Raw genomic sequence first — 22,323 nt, 5'->3', positions numbered from 1 at the left:
TCTGTCGGCATGCAGCCCGTTGTGACCGCGAATACGCCTCTTCACACGGCTGAAACAAGCCTGTCAAGACGGGTACTGACGGAAGCCCGCCAACGGCGGGAAACCGCCACCACCTGGGCATGACCCGCCACTGGCGGACGGCCGCCACAAGGACGGGTAAAGGGGAGGGAAAGGGAAAGGATCAGCGGCCGGGATAGCCCGGCCACGGCTGCTGGGGCCACGGCTGCGGACCCGGCGCCGATTGCGGAGAGTAACCGTAGGGCGGGTAGGGGGCCGCGCCCTGCGGGTGCCCGAACTGGGTGTCGCGGTCGAAGAACGGGCGGGCGTTCGCCCGCATCCACATCGCGACCGGATCGAACTCGTCCGCCATCGCGACCGTCGACACCGCCAGCCCCTCCGGGGCGAGCTGCGCGGCCCGCTGTACCAGGGCGCGGGCGGCCTCCACCGACGGCGGAGAGTTGTCGTACAGGTCCAGGCCGACGGCCAGGTACGCCTCGCCCAGCGCGGGCTGCACCCACGCCTGGCGCAGCGAGCGCAGCGGACGGGTCTGCACGGCCTGCTGCTCCAGCAGCCCGTAGAACTGCGGCGCGTTCAACCGCGGCTCGGAGATCCGCAGCGGACCGGCCGGCAGCCGGTCCAGGCCGACCGCGATGCGTCTCAGGTCGGCCCAGGGGACGCCGACGCCGCCGCCCGGGGCGTGCGGGTTCAGCCACAGGCCCCAGCGGGTGCGGAAGAGCGCGGCGGCGATCTCCTGGCCGGAGATCACCTCGTGGGCGCGGGCCCAGCCGCTGGCGGCGAGCTGCTCGGCCGAGGTGACGGCGGGGGCGTAGCCGTGCCCGCCGATGTCCATGTTCCCGTACTGGGCGTCCGGGCTGCCGGGCGTGCCGTGCCAGAGCAGCATCCAGACCTGCCCCTGGGCGAGCGCCCGCAGCAGGTTCTCGTACGCGTCGTAGCGCTCCGGGACGACCGCGCCGAGGGCGCGCTCGATGGCGCCCGGGTCACCGCCGGGCGGTGCCACGGGTGCCTGGCCCCACGGGCCCGGCCCGCCGCCTGCCGCTGCCGCGCTCATGCGCCCGCCTCGCTCCGCTCGCTCACGTCGCCGTGCCCCGTCTTGTTCCGTCTTCCGCCGCTCGTGCCCACTGCCGGGCAGCACCCTATTGCGCGCGGCCGACAGGCGTCATGCCGCATACCCCCTCGTGATACCCCCGGGCGGCGCCGGTGTCCCGCCGGCAGGCGCCCGGGCCGGCCGGACCGGCGGTCACGCCCGGACGTAGAAGGGCGCCACGCAGGTCAGCAGCCACTCGACGACGGGGTCGTCGGCCATGTCCAGCAGCACCAGGTGGACGCCCCACGGCGGCGGCGCGGTTCCGAGCGCGCGGCCGAGCGCCTCGTTGACCTGCACCGGATCGGCCGGCCCGGCCGGGTCGAGCTGGATCCCGACGTACAGCTGCGGGGCGTCCGCCTCCACCCGGGCGAGCGCCCGACGGGCCGTCAGCACGCCGGGCAGCCGGGACAGTTCGGAGGTGGCCGCGGCGAGGAAGGCGTACGGCTCCTGGTGCGGCTCGGGCTCGCGCAGCGCCACCGAGGCGCCCTCGGCGACCTCGCCGGGGGTGCGGTCGCCCTGCGGTCCGCGGCGGAGCTCGCCGACGCCCTCCGGCGGCACCGGGATGCCCACCGGCGCCTCCGGGTTGACGGCGATGCCGATGCCGAGCGGCAGCCCGCGGGCGAACTCCCACACCGGTGCGATCGCGAACGCCATGCCCGGGGCGTGCTGCAGGAACTGCTCCTGCGAGGAGAACACCGGCACGTAGGGGGTGCCGGCGAGTTCGATGGTCGGCAGGTCCAGCGAGGTGCCCTGCGGGTCGGCGCCGGCCGGCAGCGGGATCCACACCTGGCTGCGGGCGAGCACCTCGATCACCCGGGGCGTGGCGCCGGGGTCGCCGAGCGCGGCGGTGAGCACCTGCTCCAGTTCGTTGGACGGCCAGGTGCCGCCCTCCGGCGCCGTGCCGGGTGCGGCCCACGCCTGTGCCTCGCCCGCCGGATACCCCATGTACGGCCCCTTCGCTCGTCCCCTGCACAGAGCCTAGCGGGCCGCCCCCTCTCCCATCAGGCCCGGCGGCATGCCATGATGAGCGCGCTCGACCCTCCAAGTTCATACTGGCCGCTCGAACCCGCGCGGGAGAGTCCGGAACGCCCCCAGGGGCGAGGCCGGCGCCGAAGGAGCAAGTCCTCCCCGGAATCTCTCAGGCACCCATACCGCACGGGCGAGGCACATCTGGAAAGTGGACACGGCCGCGCCGTGCGCCCACCCACGGTGCAAGCCGCCATCCTTGAGGTGGCGGTGAACCTCTCAGGTTGTTGACGACAGACGGGGAGACTCCATCCGCCGTCCTGCCCGTTTCCGGGCGGGAGGGTCGCCCGTGTGCCCGCAGAGCAGCCAAGGAGTCCTGCCGTCATGTCCCTCCGCCTCACCGCGCTCGACGCGCTGCACCGCTCGCTCGGTGCCACCATGACCGACTTCGCCGGCTGGGACATGCCGCTGCGCTACGGCAGCGAGCGCGAGGAGCACCTCGCCGTCCGCACGAAGGCCGGTCTGTTCGACCTCTCGCACATGGGCGAGATCACCGTCTCCGGCCCGCAGGCCGGCGAGATGCTGGACCACGCGCTGGTCGGCTTCATCTCGGCGCTGGGCGTGCTGCGCGCCCGCTACACCATGATCTGCCGCGAGGACGGCGGCATCCTCGACGACCTGATCGTCTACCGCACCGCGGAGGACGAGTACATGGTGGTCGCGAACGCCTCCAACGCCCAGGTGGTGCTGGACGCGCTGACCGAGCGCGCCGAGGGCTTCGACGCCGTCGTCCGCGACGACCGCGACGCCTACGCGCTGATCGCCGTCCAGGGCCCGGAGGCGAACGGCATCCTCGCCTCGCTGACCGACGCCGACCTGCCCGGCCTGAAGTACTACGCGCTGCTGCCCGCGACCGTCGCCGGCAAGCAGGTCTGGCTCGCCCGTACGGGCTACACCGGCGAGGACGGTTTCGAGGTCTTCTGCGCCCCGGCCGACGCCGAGCACCTGTGGTCGGCGCTGACCGCGGCCGGTGCCGACAAGGGCCTGGTGCCGTGCGGCCTGTCCTGCCGCGACACGCTGCGCCTGGAGGCGGGCATGCCGCTGTACGGCCACGAGCTGTCCACCGACCTGACCCCGTTCGACGCCGGTCTCGGCCGCGTGGTGCGCTTCGACAAGACCACCAACGAGGGCGCCTTCGTCGGCCGCAAGGCCCTGGAGCAGGCGGCCGCCGAGGCCGAGTCCGCACCGCCGCGCAAGCTGGTCGGCCTGGTCTCCGAGGGCAAGCGGGTGCCGCGCGCCGAGTACGCGGTGGTCGACGCCGAGGGCGACCCGATCGGCCGGATCACCTCGGGCGCGCCCTCCCCCACCCTCGGCAAGCCGATCGCCATCGCCTACGTGGACGCGGCGCACGCCGCGCCCGGCACCGCCGTCGCGGTCGACGTGCGCGGCAAGGCCGAGCCGGTCGAGGTCGTGGCGCTGCCGTTCTACAAGCGCGCCCGCTGAGCGCCCCCGCCGCTCCCAGCACCGTCCTGAACCGTCCTGCCCGGGGCGGTCCGCTCAGCGGACGGCCACGCCCCTCCCTCTTGCGATCCTGGAGAATGACGCCATGAGCAACCCCACGCACCTGCAGTACACCAAGGAGCACGAGTGGCTGACCGCCGCCGTGGACGGGGTGTCGACGATCGGCATCACCGCGCACGCGGCCGACGCCCTCGGCGACATCGTCTACGTCCAGCTCCCGGAGGTCGGTGACGGCGTCACCGCCGGTGAGACCTGTGGCGAGCTCGAGTCCACCAAGTCGGTCAGCGACCTGTTCTCGCCCGTCACCGGCGAGGTCGTGGAGGTCAACCAGGCCGTCCTCGACGACAACGCCCTGGTGAACAGCTCCCCGTTCGAGGATGGCTGGCTGTTCAAGGTCCGCGTCGAGGCGACCGACGAGCTGCTCGACGCCGAGGCGTACACCGCGTTCATCGGCGGCTGACCGCCCGCCCAACGGGGCGGCCGCAGTGCGGCGGCCGCCCCGCTCCAGCCCTTCGCTCCACGGGGAGACCCCACCTCATGACGGTTCTGAACCAGTCCCTGCACGCGCTCGACCCGGAGATCGCGGCCGCGGTCGACGCCGAGCTGCACCGCCAGCAGACCACCCTCGAAATGATCGCCTCCGAGAACTTCGCCCCGGTGGCGGTCATGGAGGCCCAGGGTTCGGTCCTGACCAACAAGTACGCCGAGGGCTACCCCGGCAAGCGCTACTACGGCGGCTGCGAGCACGTCGACGTCGCCGAGCAGATCGCCATCGACCGGGTGAAGGCGCTGTTCGGGGCGGAGCACGCCAACGTCCAGCCGCACTCCGGTGCGCAGGCGAACGCCGCCGCGATGTTCGCGCTGATCCAGCCGGGCGACACCATCCTGGGCCTGAACCTGGCGCACGGCGGCCACCTGACCCACGGCATGAAGATCAACTTCTCCGGCAAGCTCTACAACGTGGCCGCGTACCACGTCGACGAGAAGACCGGTCAGGTCGACATGGCCGAGGTCGAGCGCCTCGCCAAGGAGCACCAGCCCAAGCTGATCATCGCCGGCTGGTCCGCCTACCCGCGCCAGCTGGACTTCGCCGAGTTCCGCCGCATCGCGGACGAGGTCGGCGCGCTGCTCATGGTCGACATGGCGCACTTCGCCGGCCTGGTCGCCGCGGGCCTGCACCCCTCGCCCGTGCCGTACGCGGACGTGGTCACCACCACCACCCACAAGACGCTGGGCGGCCCGCGCGGCGGCGTCATCCTCTGCAAGGAGCAGTGGGCCAAGAAGATCAACTCCGCGGTCTTCCCCGGCCAGCAGGGCGGCCCGCTGGAGCACGTGATCGCCGCCAAGGCCGTGGCCTTCAAGGTCGCCGCCTCGGAGGAGTTCAAGGACCGCCAGCGCCGCACCCTGGAGGGCGCGAAGATCCTGGCCGAGCGCCTGCTGCGCCAGGACACCGTGGACGCCGGCGTCTCGGTGCTCTCCGGTGGCACCGACGTGCACCTCGTCCTGGTCGACCTGCGCAACAGCGAGCTCAACGGCCAGGACGCCGAGGACCGCCTGCACGAGGTCGGCATCACCGTGAACCGCAACGCGGTGCCGAACGACCCCCGCCCGCCGATGGTCACCTCCGGCCTGCGCATCGGCACCCCGGCGCTGGCCACCCGCGGCTTCGGCGCGGAGGACTTCCGCGAGGTCGCCGACGTCATCGCCGAGACCCTGCTGCCCGGCTTCGACGAGGCCAAGGCCACCGCGCTCAAGGCCCGGGTGACCGCGCTCGCCGCGAAGTACCCGCTCTACCCCGAGCTGTGATCCGCACCCCGCGGTAGGACCGACCGGCGACCGGAGCGCGACGCCCCCGATCGCCGGCCGGTCTCGGCGGTTCGTCCCCCGGTGACCGGCCTCACCCCGGCCGGACACCAGGAATTCCGGGGCACCGCGCACACTGGACAGTGCGCGCGGTGCCCCCTTCCGTGTCACCCAGCAAGTCCTTCCACGAGACCAGACAAGGACGTCCCCCCGTGGCCATCAGCGTCTTCGACCTCTTCTCCATCGGCATCGGGCCGTCCAGTTCCCACACCGTGGGCCCGATGCGGGCGGCCCGGATGTTCGCCCGCCGCCTGCACTCGGAGGGGCTGCTGGAGAGCACCGCCTCCGTCCGGGCCGAGCTCTTCGGCTCGCTCGGCGCCACCGGCCACGGCCACGGCACCCCCAAGGCCGTCCTGCTGGGCCTGGAGGGCAACTCCCCGCGCACCGTCGACGTCGACCAGGCCGACCTCGACGTCGAACGCATCCAGCGCGACAAGCGGCTGCGGCTGCTCGCCCAGGACAAGGACGTCCAGCACGAGATCGCCTTCGACCCGGCGACCCAGCTGGTGCTGCACCGCCGCCGCTCGCTGCCGTACCACGCCAACGGCATGACCCTGGCCGCGTTCGACGAGGCCGGCGCGCCCGTCCTGGAGAAGACCTACTACTCGGTCGGCGGCGGCTTCGTCGTCGACGAGGACGCGATAGGCGCCGACCGGGTCAAGCCGGACGACACCGTGCTGCGCTACCCCTTCCGCACCGGCGAGGAGCTGCTGCGGCTCACCCGCGAAACCGGCCTGTCCATCTCCGGCCTGATGCTGGAGAACGAGAAGGCCTGGCGCAGCGAGGCCGAGATCCGGGCCGGGCTGCTGGAGATCTGGCACGTCATGCAGGAGTGCGTCGCGGCCGGGCTCGGCCGCGAGGGCATCCTGCCGGGCGGCCTGAAGGTCCGCCGCCGGGCCGCCTCGGCCGCCCGGGCGCTGCGCGCCGAGGGCATCGGCCCGGCCAACGCGATGGAGTGGGTGACCCTCTACGCGATGGCGGTGAACGAGGAGAACGCCTCCGGCCGCCGGGTGGTCACCGCGCCGACCAACGGTGCCGCGGGCATCGTCCCGGCCGTGCTGCACTACTACCTGAACTTCGTGCCCGGCGCCGACGACGAGGGCATCGTGCGCTTCCTGCTGGCGGCCGGCGCGATCGGCATGCTCTTCAAGGAGAACGCCTCGATCTCCGGCGCCGAGGTCGGCTGCCAGGGCGAGGTCGGCTCGGCGTGCTCGATGGCGGCCGGCGGCCTCGCCGAGGTGCTCGGCGGCAGCCCCGAGCAGGTCGAGAACGCCGCGGAGATCGGCATCGAGCACAACCTCGGCCTGACCTGCGACCCGGTCGGCGGCCTGGTGCAGATCCCCTGCATCGAGCGGAACGGCATGGCGTCGGTGAAGGCCGTCACGGCGGCGCGGATGGCGCTGCGCGGCGACGGCCGGCACCACGTCTCCCTCGACAAGGCGATCAAGACCATGAAGGAGACCGGCGCCGACATGAAGATCAAGTACAAGGAGACCTCGCGCGGCGGCCTCGCCGTGAACGTCATCGAGTGCTGACCGGGCCGGGTGGCAGCCCGGCCTGACGGCAGGCATTCATAGGCTGTTCATCCGGGTTTGGCAAGTCTTCGAAGGTTGCGAGGGGTCTGCACCTTTGGATCGATTTGTCCAGACCGGCTCCGGCATGCGACAGTGGAGGCATTCCACGGCCTCCACCGACCCGGTTCGGCCGTTCCCACCGCGCGGCGCGCACCCCCTTGGCCGCGCGGTGACGCGCACGGGCCCCCGACACCGCACACCGAGCGGAACGGGGGCCCTGCTCATGTCCGGGCACCCGGGCCCGCCGCGTCAGGCGGCGCGCTCGCGCACCCTCAGCTCGCACCAGACGGACTTGCCGCGCGGCAGCAGGTCCGCGCCCCAGCGGTCCGACACCGCGTCGACCAGCACCAGCCCGTGGCCGTTCTCCGCCCCGCCGCGCTCGGCCGCCACGATCAGGCAGGGCAGCGCCCGCGAGGAGTCCCGGACCTCGATCCGCACCCAGCCCGGCCGGCGGGCCATCTTCAGGCCGACGGTGCGCCCCCCGGCGTGCCGCACGGCATTGGCGACCAGCTCACCGGCCAGTAACTCGCCGGCGTCCAGCTGCTGCACCAGCTCCCAGGCGCCGAGCACGGCGACGACCAGGCGGCGGGCGATCCCGGCCGACTCGGGGCGGGAGGGCAGCCGCACCTCATCCTGGGCCGCCGGGTCGCGCAGCAGCTCGAAGGCGGCCTGCTCCAGCTCGTCCGCGGTCAGCCGCTCCAGGTCCGCCAGCGCGAGGCCGCGGCCGGCCGACGCGACGTCACCGGCCGTGCCGAGCACCCGATTCGACGCCTGGTCCGCCTCACGCCATCCCGCCATGGCGCCCATCATTGCGGAACGCATGCGGGTGCGCACGGACAATGAGCAAACGATCACGGCGGGGGACATATGACAGCGGCACGCCGGACGGGCCTACCAGGCAGTCCAGGGCACGTTCCACCCGCTCAGGCCGTTCTCGCCGGACACCCGCGGCCCGTCGGAATTCACCACGGTGACGACGTCGCCGATCATTGACGCGTCGTAGAAGCGGCCGGCGTCGGTGCCGTCGCTGCCGTAGCGGGTGTCGGCGATGCCGATGCAGCCGTGGCTGGCGTTGGAGCGGCCCATCGAGCCGATCGCCCAGGAGTTGCCGTGCACGTAGGTGCCGGTGTCGGTGAGCCGCATGGCGTGCGGCACGTCGTCGAGGTCGTACTCGTCGCCGGCCTTGATGCCGCTGACGCCGGTGGAGGACATCCGCGTCCTGCGGGCCATCTCCTCGATGACCATGGTGCCGTTGAAGCTGTCGAACCCGGCCTTGCCCGCGGTGAACTTCACGGTGTCCACCGTCCGCCCGTTCTCCACGACGGTCATCCGGTGGGTGTCGACGTCCGCCGTGCTCACCCGGGAGCGGCCGACGGTGAAGTGCTCCTCGCCGTCCTTGCCGCCGTAGACGCCCGGGGCGAGCTCGGCGCTCTTCAGCCGGTACTTCACCGTCACCCCGGTACCGGGCTTCCAGTACTCCGCCGGGCGGAAGTCGACCCGGTCGTCGCCGAACCAGTGCGGCTTCACCGCGGTGCCGTCGGAGGTCTCGAAGACCACCGCGCGCTCCACCTCGGCGCGGTTCTGCACCGCCTTGCGGAAGCGCAGCGAGACGATCATGCCGACGCCGTAGGTCTGCCCGTCGTCCACGTTGCTGTAGGCGCCGGTCGTCCTGGCCGGGGTGAGCGTGCCGAAGGTGCTCTCGGCGGTGGTCACCAGTCCGTTCGGGTCGGTGGCCTGTGCCGTCACCCGGTACCGCTCGGAGACGGCGAGTGCGGCGGCGGGCGTCCAGCCGAGGCCGTCCGCGGCGAGCGTGCCGGGCACCTCCCGGCCGTCCCCGCCGGTCACCTTGACGGAGGTCAGCTTCCCGCCGGTCGCGGTGACCTTCAGCGCCCCGGACGGCTTGACGTCGGTGGCGCCGTTCTTCGGCTCGACGGTCACCACCGCCGCCGGGACGGTGGGCCGCGGCCGGGCTGCCGTCGTCCCCGCGGCGGAGGCCGCGCCCCCCGGCGACCCGGACGGCCCGCAGGCCGCCGCCGCCAGCACCAGTGCTCCCCCGAGCAGACCCGTCGTCAGACCTCTGCGCACGGACCCCATGCCGGTCCCCCTCCGTCCCCGCCGCGCACTCCCCGTCGCGGCACCCACCGAGTACACGCTCCGGGCGGGGCCGGAGTTGCGGCCCGCAGCGCGACGATCCGGTCACGAACCCGCAACGGCCCGGCCGCTCGCGGGGAGCGCCCGGGCCGTCGGCGGGGTCACCGGGTGTCCGGAGGGCGTGCGGCCTACCAGTTGCTCCAGGGGAGCGTCCAGCCGCTGAGGCCGTTGTCCGGGGAGACCGTGCGGCCCTTGGAGTTGACGATCTTCACCACGTCGCCGACCAGCGAGCTGTTGAAGAAGGTGCCCGCCGAGGAGGACTCGCTGCCGCCCTTGACGTCCTTCAGGCCGATGCAGCCGTGGCTGGCGTTGGACTTGCCGAAGGCGTTGCCCCAGTAGTTGCCGTGCACGTAGGTGCCCGTGGTGGTGAGGCGCATCGCGTGCGGCACGTCCGGGACGTCGTACTCGTCGCCCTTGACGTTGGCCACGGTGGCCGAGTTCATCCGGGTCACCTTCTCCTTGCTGGAGATGACCATCGTGCCGTTCCAGGACGGGTTCTGGTCGTTGCCCGCGGTGATCGGGATGCTCTTGGTGGCGCCGCCGCCGCTCGCCACCGTCATCACGTGCTTGGCGGCGTCGACGGTGCTGACCTGGTAGCGGCCGATGGTGAACGGCTCGTCGCGGTCCACGTCGCCGTAGACGCCCGGGGAGACCTCGACGCTCTTCAGCCGGTACTTGACCGTCACCTTGGTGCCGGGCTTCCAGTACTCCGCCGGGCGGATGTCCAGGCGCTGCGAGCCGAACCAGTGGCCCTTCACGACGGTGCCGTCGCTGGCCTCGACGGTGATGCCCTTGAGGACGGCGTCCTTGTTCTTGACCGGCTTGCTGAACGCCACCGAGACGATCATGCCGACGCCGTAGGTGCCGTTGTCGGCGATGTTGTCGTTGGTCGCGACCTTCTTCGCCGGGGACAGCGTGGTGAAGCCGGAGGAGATCGCGGCGGGCAGGCCGGCGTCGTCCTTGGCCTGCGCGTTGACGGTGTAGGCCATGCCGACCGCGAGCGGCGCGCTCGGCTTCCAGCTGAGGCCGTCGGCGGCGATGGTGCCCGCGACCGCCTTGTCGTTCTTGTCCTTCAGCTCGACGGAGGTGAGCTTGCCGCTCGCGACCGTCACGGTGAAGCCGCCCGGCTGGACGTCGGTGGCGCCGTCCTTGGCGCTGACGGTGAGCACCGCGGCGGACGCCTTGGGGGCGGCCTGCGTGGTGGAGCCGCCGGACGAGCCGGCCGCGCCGCTCGCACCGCCGGAGGCGCCCGCGGCGGCCGAACCGCCGGATCCGCCCGAGCCGCCGTCGTTGCAGGCGGCGGTGAACAGCAGCACCCCGCCCATCGCCAGCGCGACGGCCGCGGTGCGTGCGGTACGACCGGTGCGGCCCGTCCCGGCCGCACCTCTGACTATCGCGGCCTCGGCCGCCTGAACCGGCTTCACTCGGTTGCTCCCCTCCCGGTATCCACGCTGGATACACGCATCCGCGCCCGGGTCGGTTTCACCGGGGGTCGGACTTCTTCCGCGCGCCGCCGACGGGGAAGAGCCCCCGGCCCGCGCGGCACGCCAGGATAACTGCCCCGGATGAGTGAATCTTCCGCAGGTGGGGGGTGCCGGTTCGGTGAATCACCGGGTGCAGGTCAGCGCGGTGCGGGACCCAGTGCGCTGCCCTGCAGCCAGGCCGTCCAGGGCAGGTTCCAGCCGTTCAGGCCGTTGGACGGCTGGACGACCGCGCCGGTGTCGCCGCGCACCTCCAGCACGTCGCCGACCAGGGTGTGCTCGAAGAACCAGCCGGCCGGCGAGTCGGCGTCACCGCCCTGCCGGTCGGCGATCCCGATGCAACCGTGGCTGGTGTTGGCGGCGCCGAACACCTCGTCCTCGGCCCAGTAGTTGCCGTGCACGAAGGTGCCGGAGTCGGTCAGCCGCATCGCGTGCGGGACGTCCTTGATGTCGTACTCGTCGCCGAGGCCGACCGTCCGGGCGTTCATCCGGGTCTCCTCGAACTTCTCCGAGACCACCATGACCCCCCGGTAGGTGGGGTGCTGCGGGCCGCCGGCGGTGATCTTCAGGGTGCGCACCGGCACCCCGTCCTCACGCACCGTCATGGTGCTGCTCGCCAGGTCGACGGTGGACACCCGGGCCCGGCCGACGGTGAACGCCACCTCCTTGGCCTGGGTACCGAACTCACCGGGCGCCAGCTCCACGTCCTTCAGCCGCAGGGTGACGGTCACCCGGGTGCCCGGCGCCCAGTAGGACCGCGGCCGGACGTCCAGGCGGCGGTTGCCGAACCAGTGCGCGGCGAGCGGCACCGGCGGGTCGGCGGCCACCTCGACGGCCCGCTCCGCCGCCGGCCGGTCCGCGACCGGACGGGTGAACCGCAGCGAGACGGGCATCCCCACCCCGACCAGCGTCCCGTCCTCCGGGGTGACGAGGGCGGCCACGGTGTGCGCCGGACCGGCCGTCACGAAGGCGGAGTGGTGGGCGGCGCGCAGCCCGTCCGCGTCCTGGGCGAGGGCGTCGACGGTGTACGGGGTGGCCGGGGCGAGCGGCTCCTCCGGGGTCCAGCGGGAGCCGTCCGGGGCGGTGCGGCCGGGCACCGCCACCCCGCGGTCGTCGGCCAGCCGCACCGACAGCAGCCGGCCCTCGGCGACGGTGACGGACACCTCGGCGTCGGAGTGCACCTCCTGGGCGCCGTCCGCCGGCAGCGCGGTGACCACCGCGCGGGAGATCGGCGGCCGGCCGCCCGCCGGGCCGCCGTCCCCGCCCCCGGCCGGTCCGCCGGTGCAGCCGGCCGGCAGCGCGAGGAGCGCGGCGGCCGCCGCCACCGCCCAGTGCCGTGCCACCGCGAGCATGTTCGTCCCTCCAGGTCCGCCGCTTCCCGCCGCGCTTCCGGTCGGCCGCGCGCCGTCGCGCCCAGGGCGCCCGGCACCCGGTCAAACGAGGCCGCGGGGCGCCGGACACGAGCCGGCGCGCCACCCGGCGGACGCCGTCCCGTTCACCCAGCGTCACAACACGATCGGCCACGTGACACCTGCACGGGATCAGGGAACAACTGGAGGGCGGGTACGGGACCCCCGCGCAGGGAGGGTGCGGCGATGACGGCGTGGCAGGAGCTGGCACGGAGCACGCGCCGGGAGACCGGCCGCCCACCCGCGGCCGCGCCCGAACGCGCCGCCGACGCGCCGCCGGCGCCGCCCGCCGACCCCTGGCCGGGCAGCTGGCAGCCGCTCGGCGCCCGCTTCCGCACCGCCCCGGACGGCGGCTGCGGCACCAACTTCGCGCTCTGGGCGGCCGGCGCCGAGGCCGTCGACCTGTGCCTGTTCGCCGAGGACGGCACCGAGACCCGGCACCGGCTCACCGAGCAGACCTTCCAGACCTGGCACGGCTACCTGCCCGGCGTGCTGCCCGGCACCCGCTACGGCTACCGGGTGCACGGCCGCTGGGACCCGTGGACGGGCGCCCGCTGGAACCCGGCCAAGCTGCTGCTCGACCCGTACGCCCGGGCGATCGACGGCGACTACACCAGCCACGACGCCACCTGCAGCGCGGTGCGCGGCTGGCCCGAGCCGGACGTCGCCGACACGGTGCGCGACAACCGCGACTCGGCGCCGTACGTGCCGAGGGCGGTGGTCGTCCACGACGACGACGACTGGTACGACGACCAGCGGCCGAAGACCCCGTGGGCCGAGACGGTGCTGTACGAGGTGCACGTGCGCGGCTTCACCATGCGCCACCCCCAGGTGCCGCCCCAGCTGCGCGGCACCTACGCGGGCCTCGCCCACCCGGCGGCGATCGCCCACCTCACCCGGCTCGGCGTCACCGCGGTGGAGCTGCTGCCCGTCCACCACCACGTCAGCGAGGACCACCTGCAGGCCCGCGGGCTGACCAACTACTGGGGCTACAACACGCTCGGCTACTTCGCCCCGCACGCCGGCTTCTCCGCCTCCGGCAGCCGCGGCGGCCAGGTCGGCGAGTTCAAGCGGATGGTGCGGGCGCTGCACGCGGCCGGCATCGAGGTGATCCTCGACGTCGTCTACAACCACACCGCCGAGGCCGGGGTGATGGGCCCGGCGCTGTCGCTGCGCGGCATCGACAACGGCGGCTACTACCGGCTCGACCGCAGCCGCCGCGGCTACGCCGACTACACCGGCTGCGGCAACACCCTGGACACCCGACAGCCGCACGTCGTCCGGCTGATCACCGACTCGCTGCGGTACTGGGTCGGCGAGATGGGCGTCGACGGCTTCCGCTTCGACCTCGCCGCGGCGCTGGCCCGCGGGCACGACGGCGTGGAGATGCACCACCCCTTCCTCGCCGCGGTCTCCCAGGACCCGGTGCTCAGCCGGGTCAAGCTGATCGCCGAGCCGTGGGACGTCGGCCCGGGCGGCTACCAGGTCGGCGGCTTCCCGCCGCTGTGGGCCGAGTGGAACGACAAGTACCGGGACACCGTCCGTGACTTCTGGCGCGGCGCCAGACCCGACGTCCGGGAGCTCGGCTACCGGCTCTCCGGCTCCTCCGACCTCTACCAGCGCGGCGGCCGCCGCCCCTACGCCTCGGTCAACTTCGTCACCGCGCACGACGGCTTCACCCTGCGCGACCTGGTCTCCTACAACCGCAAGCACAACGAGGCCAACGGGGAGCAGAACCGCGACGGCACCGACGACAACCGGTCCTGGAACCACGGCGCCGAGGGCGAGACCGACGACCCGGCGGTGCGCACCCTGCGCCGCCGCCAGCTGGCCAACCTGCTCGCCACCCTGCTGCTCTCCGGCGGCGTGCCGATGCTCACCGCCGGCGACGAGCTCGGCCGCACCCAGCACGGCAACAACAACGCCTACTGCCAGGACAACGAGACCGGCTGGCTGGACTGGTCGCTGCTGGACGACCCGGAGTGGTCCTCGCTCACCGACCTGGTCTCCCGGCTGGTCCGGCTGCGCCGCGCCCACCCGGTGCTGCGCCAGCGGGCGTTCTTCTCCGGGCGCGAGACGGCGCCCGGCGGCCAGCGCGACCTCGCCTGGTTCACCCCGCGCGGCGAGCAGATGACCGAGGCGGACTGGTTCGCGCCGACCGCGGTGCTCGGCATGCTGCTCTCCGGCAGCGCGATGTCCGAGCGCGACCAGCGGGGCCGGCCGCTCGCCGACGACAGCTTCCTGCTGCTGGTGAACGCCGGTGCCGAGCCCGTCCCCTTCGCGCTGCCCGGCGCGCCGTGGGCGGACTCCTACGAGACGGTCGTCGACACCGCGGCCCCGGCCGGCGGGCCGGGGCCGCACCACCCGGCGCCGGGCAGCGTGCTGCTGGGCGGGCGCTCGCTGCAGCTGCTGCGGGCGCCCGCCCCGGACTGACCGCGGCTCAGCCGAGCGGGCGGTTGACCTCGACGTTCTCGAGCAGTCCGAGCGCGTCCGGGACGAGCACGGCGGCCGAGTAGTAGGTGCTGACCAGGTAGGAGATGACGGCCTTGTCGTCGATGCCCATGAAGCGGACGTTGAGGCCGGGCTCGTACTCGTCGGGCAGGCCGATCTGGTTGAGGCCGATCACGCCCTGCTCCGCCTCGCCGACGCGCATCGCGACGATCGAGGTGGTGTGGCCCTCGGTGACCGGGATCTTGCCGCAGGGCAGGATCGGCACCCCGCGCCAGGCCGGCAGGTGGTGGCCGCCGACCTCGACGGTGCCGAAGTACAGGCCGCGGCGGTTGCACTCCCGGCCGAAGGCGGCGATCGCCCGCGGGTGGGCGAACAGGTGGGTGGTCTGGCGCCGCATGCTGAGCAGCTCGTCCAGGTCGTCGGGGGTGGGCGGGCCGGAGTGGGTCTGGATGCGCTGGTCGTAGTCGGCGTTGGCGAGCAGGCCGAAGTCGGGGTTGTTGACCAGCTCGTGCTCCTGGCGCTCGCGCAGCGCCTCGATGGTCAGCCGCAGCTGCTGCTCGGTCTGGTCCATCGGCTCGTTGTAGAGGTCGGCGACCCGGGTGTGCACCCGCAGCACCGTCTGGGCGACGCTCAGCTCGTACTCGCGGGGGGCGAGTTCGTAGTCGACGAAGGTCGCCGGCAGCTCGTGCTCGCCGGTGTGGCCGGCGGACATCTCGATCGCGGCCTCGCCGTGGGCGTTCTGCGGCCGGTGCCCGTTGCCGGACAGGCCCAGGACGTGGTCGCGCAGCTGCTGGTACTCGGCGGCGACCAGCTGGTACGCCTGGTGGGGCAGGGCCAGCACGGTGACCGCGGTCGCCGCCTTGGCGGTGAACTCCCAGTCGCCGTCGAGCCCGCCGAGCACGTGGCCGCCGAAGGACGCGCCGTCGGCGAGCACGCCGAGGACGGTCTCCTCGCCGTACTTGCCGGCGCCGATCTGCTCCACCTTGCCGTGCGCGATCAGGTAGACGTGGTCGGCCGGGCGGCCGCGCTCGACGATCACCTGGCCCGGCTCGAACTCCTGCTGGACGAAGCGGCCGGCCAGCGCGCCGAGCGCCAGCGGCTCGTCGAAGCCGCGCAGCAGCGGCAGCTCGCCGAGCTCCGCCGGGACGACCTGGACCCGGGAGCCGGTCTTCACGAAGGTCAGCCGGCCGTCGCCGACGGCGTAGCTCAGCCGCCGGTTGACCCGGTAGGTGCCGCCGGACACCTGCACCCACGGCAGCGCCTTGAGCAGCCACCGCGAGCTGATCTCCTGCATCTGCGGCTGCGACTTGGTGGTGGTGGCGAGGTTGCGCGCCGCCGCCGTGCTGAGGCTGCTGAGCTGGATCCGGTCCTGTGCGCCGGCCGGCTGCGCCGCGGGCTGTGTCTCGACCGTCATGGGACACCTCTCGAACGTCGTGGGAGGCCGCCATGGCAGGTCGGCGGCCACTCTCCGCACACGGATCACATCGCACGGCGACACCCGGACGGCCGAGGCGCGCACGGCGCGCGGGTGCCACGGATGCACTCGAATGGCCTCACGCCCCCTGCACACCTCCCGCGCTGCGCGCGACCACCGGCCCGTCCGGCCGGAACCCGACGTCAGGTGCGAAAAACCGGATGAGAAATGACCGGACAGCGCCTACCCTCGGGCGCGATGTCCACGAACCAAGCCCCCGACGGCCCCCGCCGGTCCACCGTGCGCTCGCTGCTGCGCCTGTGGCCGTACGCCCGCATCGCCCGCTGGCGGATCGCCGGCTCGGTCGCCGCCGCGCTCACCGCCTCGGTGAGCGTGCTCGCCGTGCCGGTGGTGCTCCGGCGGATCGTCGACGGCCCGATCGCCGACCACGACATGGCCGCGCTGTGGCCGCTCGCCGGCCTGCTCCTGCTGCTCGGCCTCGCCGAGGCGGGCCTGTTCGGGGTGCGCCGGGTGGTCGTCGCCCGCCCGCTGGCCCGGGTCGAGGCCGCCATGCGCGGCGACCTGTTCGCCAAGCTGCAGCGGCTGCCGGTCTCCTTCCACGACCGGTGGCCCTCCGGGCAGCTGCTCAGCCGGGCCACCTCCGACATGTTCACCATGCGGCTGTTCCTGGCCTTCCCGCTGGTCTTCCTGATCGTCAACTGCACGGTCTTCCTCGTCGGCACCGGCCTGATGTTCGCCCTGGACTGGCGGCTCGCCCTGATCGCGCTGGTCCCGATGGGGCCGCTGACCTGGCTGACGCACCACTTCGAGCAGCGGTACTCCGGCGCCGCCCGCCGTGCGCAGGACCAGAACGGCGACCTCGCCACGGTGGTCGAGGAGTCGGTGCTCGGCATCCGCATCCTCAAGGCCTTCGGTCGGCACCGCACCATGGCCGAGCGCTTCGCCGAGCAGTCCCGCTCGCTGCGCGAGACCGAACTCGGCAAGGCCGGGATGCTGGCCAACCTCTGGGCGGTCATCGTCGGCCTGCCGGAGCTCGCGCTCGGCGCGGCCCTGGCGCTCGGCGCCGTCCTGGTGGCCCACGACGAGATGTCGGCGGGCACCCTGGTGGCCTTCCTCTCCACCGCGCTGGCCCTGCGCTGGCCGGTCGAGTCGCTGGGCTGGCTGGTCGCGTACGCCAACGAGGCCGCCACCGCCACCGACCGCTTCTACGAGGTGATGGACGAACCCGAGCCCTCCGACACCGAGCCCTCCGGCACCGAGCAGGCCGGGCCCGGCCCCGCCGTCGGCGGCGAGCGGGGCATCCGGCTGTCCGGGGTGCGCTTCCGCTACCCCGACGCCCCCGCGGACGGCCCCGACCTGCTGTGCGGCATCGACCTGCACGTCCGGCCCGGCGAGACGATGGCCCTGGTCGGCGCGACCGGCAGCGGCAAGACCACCCTCACCGCCCTGCTGCCCCGGCTGTACGAGGCCACCGGCGGCACCGTCGCCCTGGACGGCCGGGACATCCGCACGATCCCCCGCGCCGAGCTGCGCGAACTGGTCGCCGTCGCCTTCGAGGAGCCGACGCTCTTCTCCGCCTCGGTCGCCGAGAACGTGCTGATGGGCGCACCGGCCGCCGGCCCCGAGCAGCTGGCCGCCGCCCTCGACACCGCCCAGGCGCACTTCGTCGACCGGCTGCCGGCCGGCACCGCGACCCAGGTCGGCGAGCAGGGCCTCAGCCTCTCCGGCGGCCAGCGCCAGCGCCTCGCCCTGGCCCGCGCGGTCGTCGGCGACCCGCGCTTCCTGGTGCTGGACGACCCGCTCTCCGCCCTGGACGTGCACACCGAGGCGCTGGTCGAGCAGGCGCTGCGGCGCGTCCTCGACGGCACCACCGCGCTGGTCGTCGCGCACCGCCCGAGCACGGTCATGCTGGCCGACCGGGTGGCCGTGCTGCACGAGGGCCGGATCGCCGCCGTGGGCACCCACCACGAACTGCTGCAGAGCTCCGCCGTCTACCGCGAGCTGATGACGGGCGAGGCCGCCCCCGTACCGGAAGGGATCAGCACCCGATGAGCACCACCGCGGTCGACGCCGCCGAGGAGCTGGCCGAGGAACTTCCGGCGCCGGCCGAGGACGAGGACATCCCCGTCCCGCCGGGCGCCGCCCGCCGGCTGCTCGGCGAACTGCTCGGCCCGCACCGCGGTCGGATCGCCGCCGCCATGCTGGTGATCCTCGTCCAGCAGGCCGCCCTGCAGGCCGGACCGCTGCTGGTGGCCTTCGCGATGGACCGCGGCATCCCGGCCCTGCGGGAGCACGACAGCGGCCCGCTGATCGCGGTGATCGCCGCCTACCTGGGCTGCGCCGCGCTCAGCACCGTGCTGCAGCGCGCCTTCATCCGCTTCAGCGCCCGGATCAACCAGGACGTCCTGCTGGAGCTGCGCGGCCGGATCTTCCGGCACGCCCAGCGGCTCAGCCTGGACTTCCACGAGCGCTACACCTCCGGCCGGATCATCTCGCGCGCCACCAGCGACGTCGACGCCCTGCGCGAACTGCTCGCCGAGGGCCTGCAGGAGCTGCTCTCGGTCGTCCTGTCGGTGTTCTGGATCTCGCTGGTCCTGATGGTGATGGACTGGCGGCTCGGCCTGCTGTCGCTGCTGTCCTTCCTGCCGATGTACCTCAGCGTCCGGTCGTTCCGCCGGCGCTCGCAGCGGGTCTACCGGCGCTCCCGGACGGCGGTGGCCGCGGTGATCGTCCGGTTCACCGAGACCATGAACGGCATCCGCCCCGTCCAGGCCTTCCGCCGCGAGCGGGCCAACGACGAGGCCTTCGGCAGGGTCAACCACCAGTACGCCGGCACCACCGCGGACGGCCTGCTGGAGATGGCCCGCTACGTCACCACCTCCCGGGCGATCGCCAACGTGTGGATCACCGGCGTGGTGGTGGCCGGCGCCCTGCTGGTCGCCGACGGCTCGGTCGAACTCGGCGTGCTCACCGCCTTCGTGCTGTACCTACGCCGGCTGTACGAGCCGCTCGACCAGCTGGCGATGTTCCTCAACAGCTACCAGTCGGCGGCCGCCGCGCTGGAGAAGATCGCCGGCCTGCTGGCGCACGAGCCCTCGGTGCCCGAGCCGGCCGTCCCCGCACCGCTGCCGGAGCACCCGGTGAAGGGCCGCACCGTCTCCTTCGACGGCGTCCGCTTCGCCTACCGCACCGGCAAGGAGGTCCTGCCCCGCTTCGACCTGGTGCTCCCCGCCGGGCGCACCACCGCGGTCGTCGGCGCCACCGGCGCCGGCAAGTCCACCCTGGCCAAGCTGCTCGCCCGGTTCTACGACCCGACCGACGGCCGGGTCGCGCTCGACGGCGTCGACCTGCGCGAGCTCTCCGGGGACGAGCTGCGGCGCAACGTCGTCATGGTCACCCAGGAGTCCTTCCTGTTCTCCGGCACGGTCGCCGAGAACATCGCGATCGGCCGTCCCGGCGCCACCCGCGAGGAGGTCGAACGGGCCGCCCGGGACATCGGCGCGTACGAGTTCATCACCGCGCTGCCGGAGGGCTTCGACACCGACGTCCGCAAGCGCGGCGGCCGGATCTCGGCCGGGCAGCGGCAGCTCGTCGCCTTCGCCCGGGCGCTGCTCGCCGACCCGGCGGTGCTGATCCTCGACGAGGCCACCAGCTCGCTGGACGTGCCGGGCGAGCAGGCGGTGCAGCGGGCCATGCGGACGGTCCTGGCGGGCCGCACCGCGGTGGTCATCGCCCACCGGCTCTCCACCGTCGAGATCGCCGACCGGGTGCTGGTGATGGACCAGGGCCGGGTCGTCGAGGACGGCCGCCCGGCCGACCTGATCGGCGGCCGCGGCCGCTTCGCCGACCTCCACCGCGCCTGGCGCGACAGCCTGGTCTGACGGGGAAACCACTGAGGGGCGCGCGGGGGTACCTCCCGGCCGAAGGCCGGGGGAGGACTGCGCGAGACGGAAGGTGCGGACCGCAGCCTCCCGCTTCGCGCAGTTCCCGCGCCCCTCGGCGGTTTCCCCGAGTCTGCCCGCGCGCCCCTCGTGGCGGCCCCCACTCGTTCCCGGTGGTGGCCTCCGTCTAGCCAGGTGACTAAGCGCTTGCTTAGAATCGGGCCCGGGTGCCGCGCCGCTGCGGCACGGCCGCCAGCGACAGGAGCCTGCCATGACCGCAGCCAACCGCCAGATCCGACTCGCCGCCCGGCCGCAGGGCGCGGTCAAGCCCACCGACTGGGAGCACGCCACCACACCGGCCGCCGAGCCCGGCGAGGGCGAGTTCGCCGGCCGTACCCGCTTCCTCTCGCTGGACCCGGCGATGCGCGGCTGGCTGGACGACCGCCCCTCCTACCTGCCGCCGGTCGGCATCGGCGAGGTCATGCGGGCCGGCTCGGTGATCGAGGTGACCGCCTCCAACCACCCGAAGTACGAGGTCGGCGACCACGTGGTCGGCACCTTCGGCGTCCAGGAGCACGTGGTCTCCGACGGCCGCGGCACCATCAAGGTCGACCCGGCGGCCGCCCCGCTCTCCACCTACCTGGGCGCCCTCGGCATGCCGGGCATGACCGCCTACTTCGGCCTGCTGGAGGTCGGCGCCCTCAAGGACGGCGAGACGGTGGTGGTCTCCGGTGCCGCGGGCGCCGTCGGCAGCGTCGTCGGCCAGATCGCCAAGGTGAAGGGCTGCCGGGTGATCGGCATCGCCGGCGGCGCCGAGAAGTGCGCGCTGCTCACCGAGGAGCTCGGCTTCGACGCCGCGATCGACTACCGCAGCGAGGACGTCCGCAAGGCGCTGCGCGAGCACTGCCCGGACGGCATCGACGTGTACTTCGACAACGTCGGCGGCCCGATCCTGGACGCCGCGCTGACCCGGCTGGCGATGCACGCCCGGGTGGTGATCTGCGGCGCGATCAGCCAGTACAACGCCGAGTCGAAGGTCGAGGGCCCGTCCAACTACCTGTCGCTGCTGGTCCGCCGGGCCCGGATGGAGGGCTTCGTGGTCTTCGACCACGCCGCCCGCTACAAGGAGGCCGCCACCGAGATGGCCGGCTGGATCGCCGCGGGCCGGCTGAAGGTCAAGGAGCACATCGTGCGCGGCACCGTCGACGACTTCCCCGAGACGCTGCAGATGCTGTTCCGCGGCGAGAACGTCGGCAAGCTCGTGCTGGAGCTGGTGTGACCGCACCGCACCCGCGCGACTGGGCGTCCTTCCAGTACGAGATCTACCTGAACGGCCTGATCAGCGGCAGCGTGCCGCGGCTGCCGACCGATCTCACCCGGCTGGAGCAGCTGGCGGAGCACCGGCTCGGCCCCGGTCCGTTCGGCTACGTCGCGGGCAGTGCCGGCAGCGGGGCGACCGAACGGGCCAACCGGGCCGCCCTGGACGCGCACCGGATCGTGCCCCGGATGCTGCGCGACGTGTCGGCCCGCGACCTGCGGACCGAGCTGTTCGGCCGGACCCTGCCGGCGCCGCTGGCGCTGGCTCCGGTCGGGGTGCTGTCGATCCTGCACCCGGACGCCGAGCCGGCCGCGGCCCGGGCCGCGGCCGCCGAGGGCGTGCCCTTCGTGCTGTCCTCCGCCTCCAGCACGCCGATGGAGGAGGTCGCCGCGGCGATGGGCGACGGCGAGCGCTGGTTCCAGCTCTACTGGTCGAAGGACCGCGAGGTCACCCGGTCCTTCCTGGACCGGGCCGGGGCAGCCGGGTTCACCGCGCTGTTCGTCACCCTGGACACGCCGCTGCTGGCCTGGCGCCCCCGCGACCTGGACCAGGCGTACCTGCCCTTCCTGCACGGCGTCGGGACGGCCAACTACTTCACCGACCCGGCCTTCCTCGCCGGGCTGGCGAAGCCCCCGCACGAGGACCCGAACGCGGCCGTCCTGCACTTCGTGTCGCTCTTCGCCGACCCCGGCAAGACCTGGCCGGACCTGGCCTGGCTGCGGGAGCACTGGGACGGCCCGATCGTGCTCAAGGGCGTCCTCCACCCGGACGACGCCCGGGCCGCGGTCGAGGCCGGCATGGACGGCGTGGTGGTCTCCAACCACGGCGGCCGCCAGGTCAACGGCTCGATCGGTGCCGCCGCCGCCCTGCCCGCGGTGGCGGCCGCGGTGGGCGACCGGGTCCCGGTGCTGTTCGACAGCGGGATCCGGACGGGCGACGACGTGTTCAAGGCGCTCGCCCTGGGCGCCCGGGCGGTGCTGCTCGGCCGCCCGTACGCCTACGGCCTGGCCCTGGACGGGCAGGCCGGGGTGGCGCACGTGGTCCGTTCGCTGCTCGCCGAGTTCGAGCTGACGCTGGCGCTCTCCGGGCACCGCACCCCGGGCGGCCTGGACGCCTCCGCGCTGGACGGGCCCACGCACGGGAGCTGACCGCCGGCACGCGCAGGTGC

16 protein-coding genes and 1 riboswitch are annotated in these 22,323 nt (G+C 73.5%); of the genes, 9 read left to right on the top strand and 7 right to left on the bottom strand.

Annotation, left to right across the window (positions count from 1 at the left end):
* Positions 1-181: 181 nt before the first annotated feature.
* Together AB0442_RS18810 and AB0442_RS18805 are read right to left on the bottom strand one after the other, a co-directional pair.
* Complete coding sequence (locus tag AB0442_RS18810; RefSeq protein WP_363542727.1) at positions 182-1,069, bottom strand: enhanced serine sensitivity protein SseB C-terminal domain-containing protein; 888 nt, start codon at positions 1,067-1,069, stop codon at positions 182-184.
* 189 nt (positions 1,070-1,258) lie between these two features.
* The gene (locus AB0442_RS18805; RefSeq protein WP_366164093.1) at positions 1,259-2,050 is read right to left on the bottom strand and encodes an enhanced serine sensitivity protein SseB; all 792 of its coding nucleotides are present in this window, start codon (positions 2,048-2,050) and stop codon (positions 1,259-1,261) included.
* Between the two features lie 116 nt (positions 2,051-2,166).
* A riboswitch (glycine riboswitch) is annotated at positions 2,167-2,269 on the top strand.
* Positions 2,270-2,455: 186 nt separating this feature from the next.
* Between AB0442_RS18805 and gcvT the strand changes: the two genes are divergently transcribed.
* The 4 genes from gcvT to AB0442_RS18785 all read left to right on the top strand — a co-directional run bounded on the left by gcvT (position 2,456) and on the right by AB0442_RS18785 (position 6,990).
* Positions 2,456-3,574: a glycine cleavage system aminomethyltransferase GcvT gene (gcvT, locus tag AB0442_RS18800; protein WP_366164092.1), complete on the top strand. Its 1,119-nt coding sequence runs from the start codon at positions 2,456-2,458 to the stop codon at positions 3,572-3,574.
* A 103-nt stretch (positions 3,575-3,677) separates the two neighbouring features.
* Positions 3,678-4,052, top strand: coding sequence for a glycine cleavage system protein GcvH (gcvH, locus tag AB0442_RS18795; RefSeq protein ID WP_363542730.1), 375 nt, complete (start codon positions 3,678-3,680; stop codon positions 4,050-4,052).
* Between the two features lie 77 nt (positions 4,053-4,129).
* Positions 4,130-5,398, top strand: a complete 1,269-nt coding sequence (gene glyA, locus AB0442_RS18790) for a serine hydroxymethyltransferase (protein ID WP_363542731.1) — start codon at positions 4,130-4,132, stop codon at positions 5,396-5,398.
* Between the two features lie 209 nt (positions 5,399-5,607).
* Positions 5,608-6,990 (top strand): L-serine ammonia-lyase, encoded by a 1,383-nt coding sequence (locus tag AB0442_RS18785; protein ID WP_366164090.1) that lies wholly within the window; start codon positions 5,608-5,610, stop codon positions 6,988-6,990.
* A 288-nt stretch (positions 6,991-7,278) separates the two neighbouring features.
* On the opposite strand, the gene AB0442_RS18780 is transcribed toward AB0442_RS18785, so the two are convergent.
* The 4 genes from AB0442_RS18780 to AB0442_RS18765 form a co-directional block, all read right to left on the bottom strand.
* Positions 7,279-7,827, bottom strand: a complete 549-nt coding sequence (locus AB0442_RS18780; protein ID WP_366164089.1) for an ATP-binding protein — start codon at positions 7,825-7,827, stop codon at positions 7,279-7,281.
* A 93-nt stretch (positions 7,828-7,920) separates the two neighbouring features.
* The gene (locus tag AB0442_RS18775; RefSeq protein WP_366164088.1) at positions 7,921-9,123 is read right to left on the bottom strand and encodes an Ig-like domain-containing protein; all 1,203 of its coding nucleotides are present in this window, start codon (positions 9,121-9,123) and stop codon (positions 7,921-7,923) included.
* A gap of 185 nt (positions 9,124-9,308) precedes the next feature.
* Entirely contained in the window at positions 9,309-10,604 is a 1,296-nt protein-coding gene (locus tag AB0442_RS18770) for an Ig-like domain-containing protein (RefSeq protein WP_363542735.1), read from the bottom strand.
* Between the two features lie 197 nt (positions 10,605-10,801).
* The gene (locus tag AB0442_RS18765; protein ID WP_366164086.1) at positions 10,802-12,013 is read right to left on the bottom strand and encodes an Ig-like domain-containing protein; all 1,212 of its coding nucleotides are present in this window, start codon (positions 12,011-12,013) and stop codon (positions 10,802-10,804) included.
* Positions 12,014-12,256: 243 nt separating this feature from the next.
* Here AB0442_RS18765 and glgX point away from each other — a divergent pair, with 243 nt between their 5' ends.
* Positions 12,257-14,503: a glycogen debranching protein GlgX gene (glgX, locus tag AB0442_RS18760; protein WP_366164085.1), complete on the top strand. Its 2,247-nt coding sequence runs from the start codon at positions 12,257-12,259 to the stop codon at positions 14,501-14,503.
* A gap of 7 nt (positions 14,504-14,510) precedes the next feature.
* Here the strand turns inward: glgX and AB0442_RS18755 are convergent, their stop codons facing one another.
* Positions 14,511-15,935, bottom strand: a complete 1,425-nt coding sequence (locus AB0442_RS18755; RefSeq protein ID WP_366164084.1) for a family 2B encapsulin nanocompartment shell protein — start codon at positions 15,933-15,935, stop codon at positions 14,511-14,513.
* Between the two features lie 258 nt (positions 15,936-16,193).
* On the opposite strand from AB0442_RS18755, the gene AB0442_RS18750 reads away from it, so the two are divergent.
* The 4 genes from AB0442_RS18750 (at position 16,194) to AB0442_RS18735 (ending at position 22,303) form a co-directional block, all read left to right on the top strand.
* Positions 16,194-18,008: an ABC transporter ATP-binding protein gene (locus tag AB0442_RS18750; protein ID WP_366164083.1), complete on the top strand. Its 1,815-nt coding sequence runs from the start codon at positions 16,194-16,196 to the stop codon at positions 18,006-18,008.
* Complete coding sequence (locus tag AB0442_RS18745; protein WP_366164082.1) at positions 18,005-19,837, top strand: ABC transporter ATP-binding protein; 1,833 nt, start codon at positions 18,005-18,007, stop codon at positions 19,835-19,837. The genes AB0442_RS18750 and AB0442_RS18745 overlap by 4 nt, the downstream gene beginning before the upstream one ends.
* Before the next feature lie 271 nt (positions 19,838-20,108).
* Entirely contained in the window at positions 20,109-21,116 is a 1,008-nt protein-coding gene (locus AB0442_RS18740; protein ID WP_366164080.1) for an NADP-dependent oxidoreductase, read from the top strand.
* Positions 21,113-22,303, top strand: coding sequence for a lactate 2-monooxygenase (locus tag AB0442_RS18735; protein WP_366164079.1), 1,191 nt, complete (start codon positions 21,113-21,115; stop codon positions 22,301-22,303). Before AB0442_RS18740 ends, AB0442_RS18735 begins: the two co-directional genes overlap by 4 nt.
* The last annotated feature ends 20 nt before the right edge of the window (positions 22,304-22,323 follow it).

This window comes from Kitasatospora sp. NPDC085895, assembly GCF_040702125.1.
In the GTDB taxonomy this organism is placed as follows: domain Bacteria; phylum Actinomycetota; class Actinomycetes; order Streptomycetales; family Streptomycetaceae; genus Kitasatospora; species Kitasatospora arboriphila.
Note: the sequence above shows the minus strand (reverse complement) of the source record. Positions and strands in the feature narration are given on the sequence as shown.

Bases quoted from the DNA above. Each gene is read 5' to 3' on its own strand.
- AB0442_RS18755 (WP_366164084.1), bottom strand. From the start codon at position 15,935: ATGACGGTCGAGACACAGCCCGCGGCGCAGCCGGCCGGCGCACAGGAC.
- AB0442_RS18765 (WP_366164086.1), bottom strand. From the start codon at position 12,013: ATGCTCGCGGTGGCACGGCACTGGGCGGTGGCGGCGGCCGCCGCGCTC.
- AB0442_RS18780 (WP_366164089.1), bottom strand. From the start codon at position 7,827: ATGGCGGGATGGCGTGAGGCGGACCAGGCGTCGAATCGGGTGCTCGGC.
- AB0442_RS18750 (WP_366164083.1), top strand. From the start codon at position 16,194: ATGTCCACGAACCAAGCCCCCGACGGCCCCCGCCGGTCCACCGTGCGC.
- glyA (WP_363542731.1), top strand. From the start codon at position 4,130: ATGACGGTTCTGAACCAGTCCCTGCACGCGCTCGACCCGGAGATCGCG.
- gcvH (WP_363542730.1), top strand. From the start codon at position 3,678: ATGAGCAACCCCACGCACCTGCAGTACACCAAGGAGCACGAGTGGCTG.
- gcvT (WP_366164092.1), top strand. From the start codon at position 2,456: ATGTCCCTCCGCCTCACCGCGCTCGACGCGCTGCACCGCTCGCTCGGT.
- AB0442_RS18810 (WP_363542727.1), bottom strand. From the start codon at position 1,069: ATGAGCGCGGCAGCGGCAGGCGGCGGGCCGGGCCCGTGGGGCCAGGCA.
- AB0442_RS18775 (WP_366164088.1), bottom strand. From the start codon at position 9,123: ATGGGGTCCGTGCGCAGAGGTCTGACGACGGGTCTGCTCGGGGGAGCA.
- AB0442_RS18745 (WP_366164082.1), top strand. From the start codon at position 18,005: ATGAGCACCACCGCGGTCGACGCCGCCGAGGAGCTGGCCGAGGAACTT.
- AB0442_RS18740 (WP_366164080.1), top strand. From the start codon at position 20,109: ATGACCGCAGCCAACCGCCAGATCCGACTCGCCGCCCGGCCGCAGGGC.
- AB0442_RS18805 (WP_366164093.1), bottom strand. From the start codon at position 2,050: ATGGGGTATCCGGCGGGCGAGGCACAGGCGTGGGCCGCACCCGGCACG.
- glgX (WP_366164085.1), top strand. From the start codon at position 12,257: ATGACGGCGTGGCAGGAGCTGGCACGGAGCACGCGCCGGGAGACCGGC.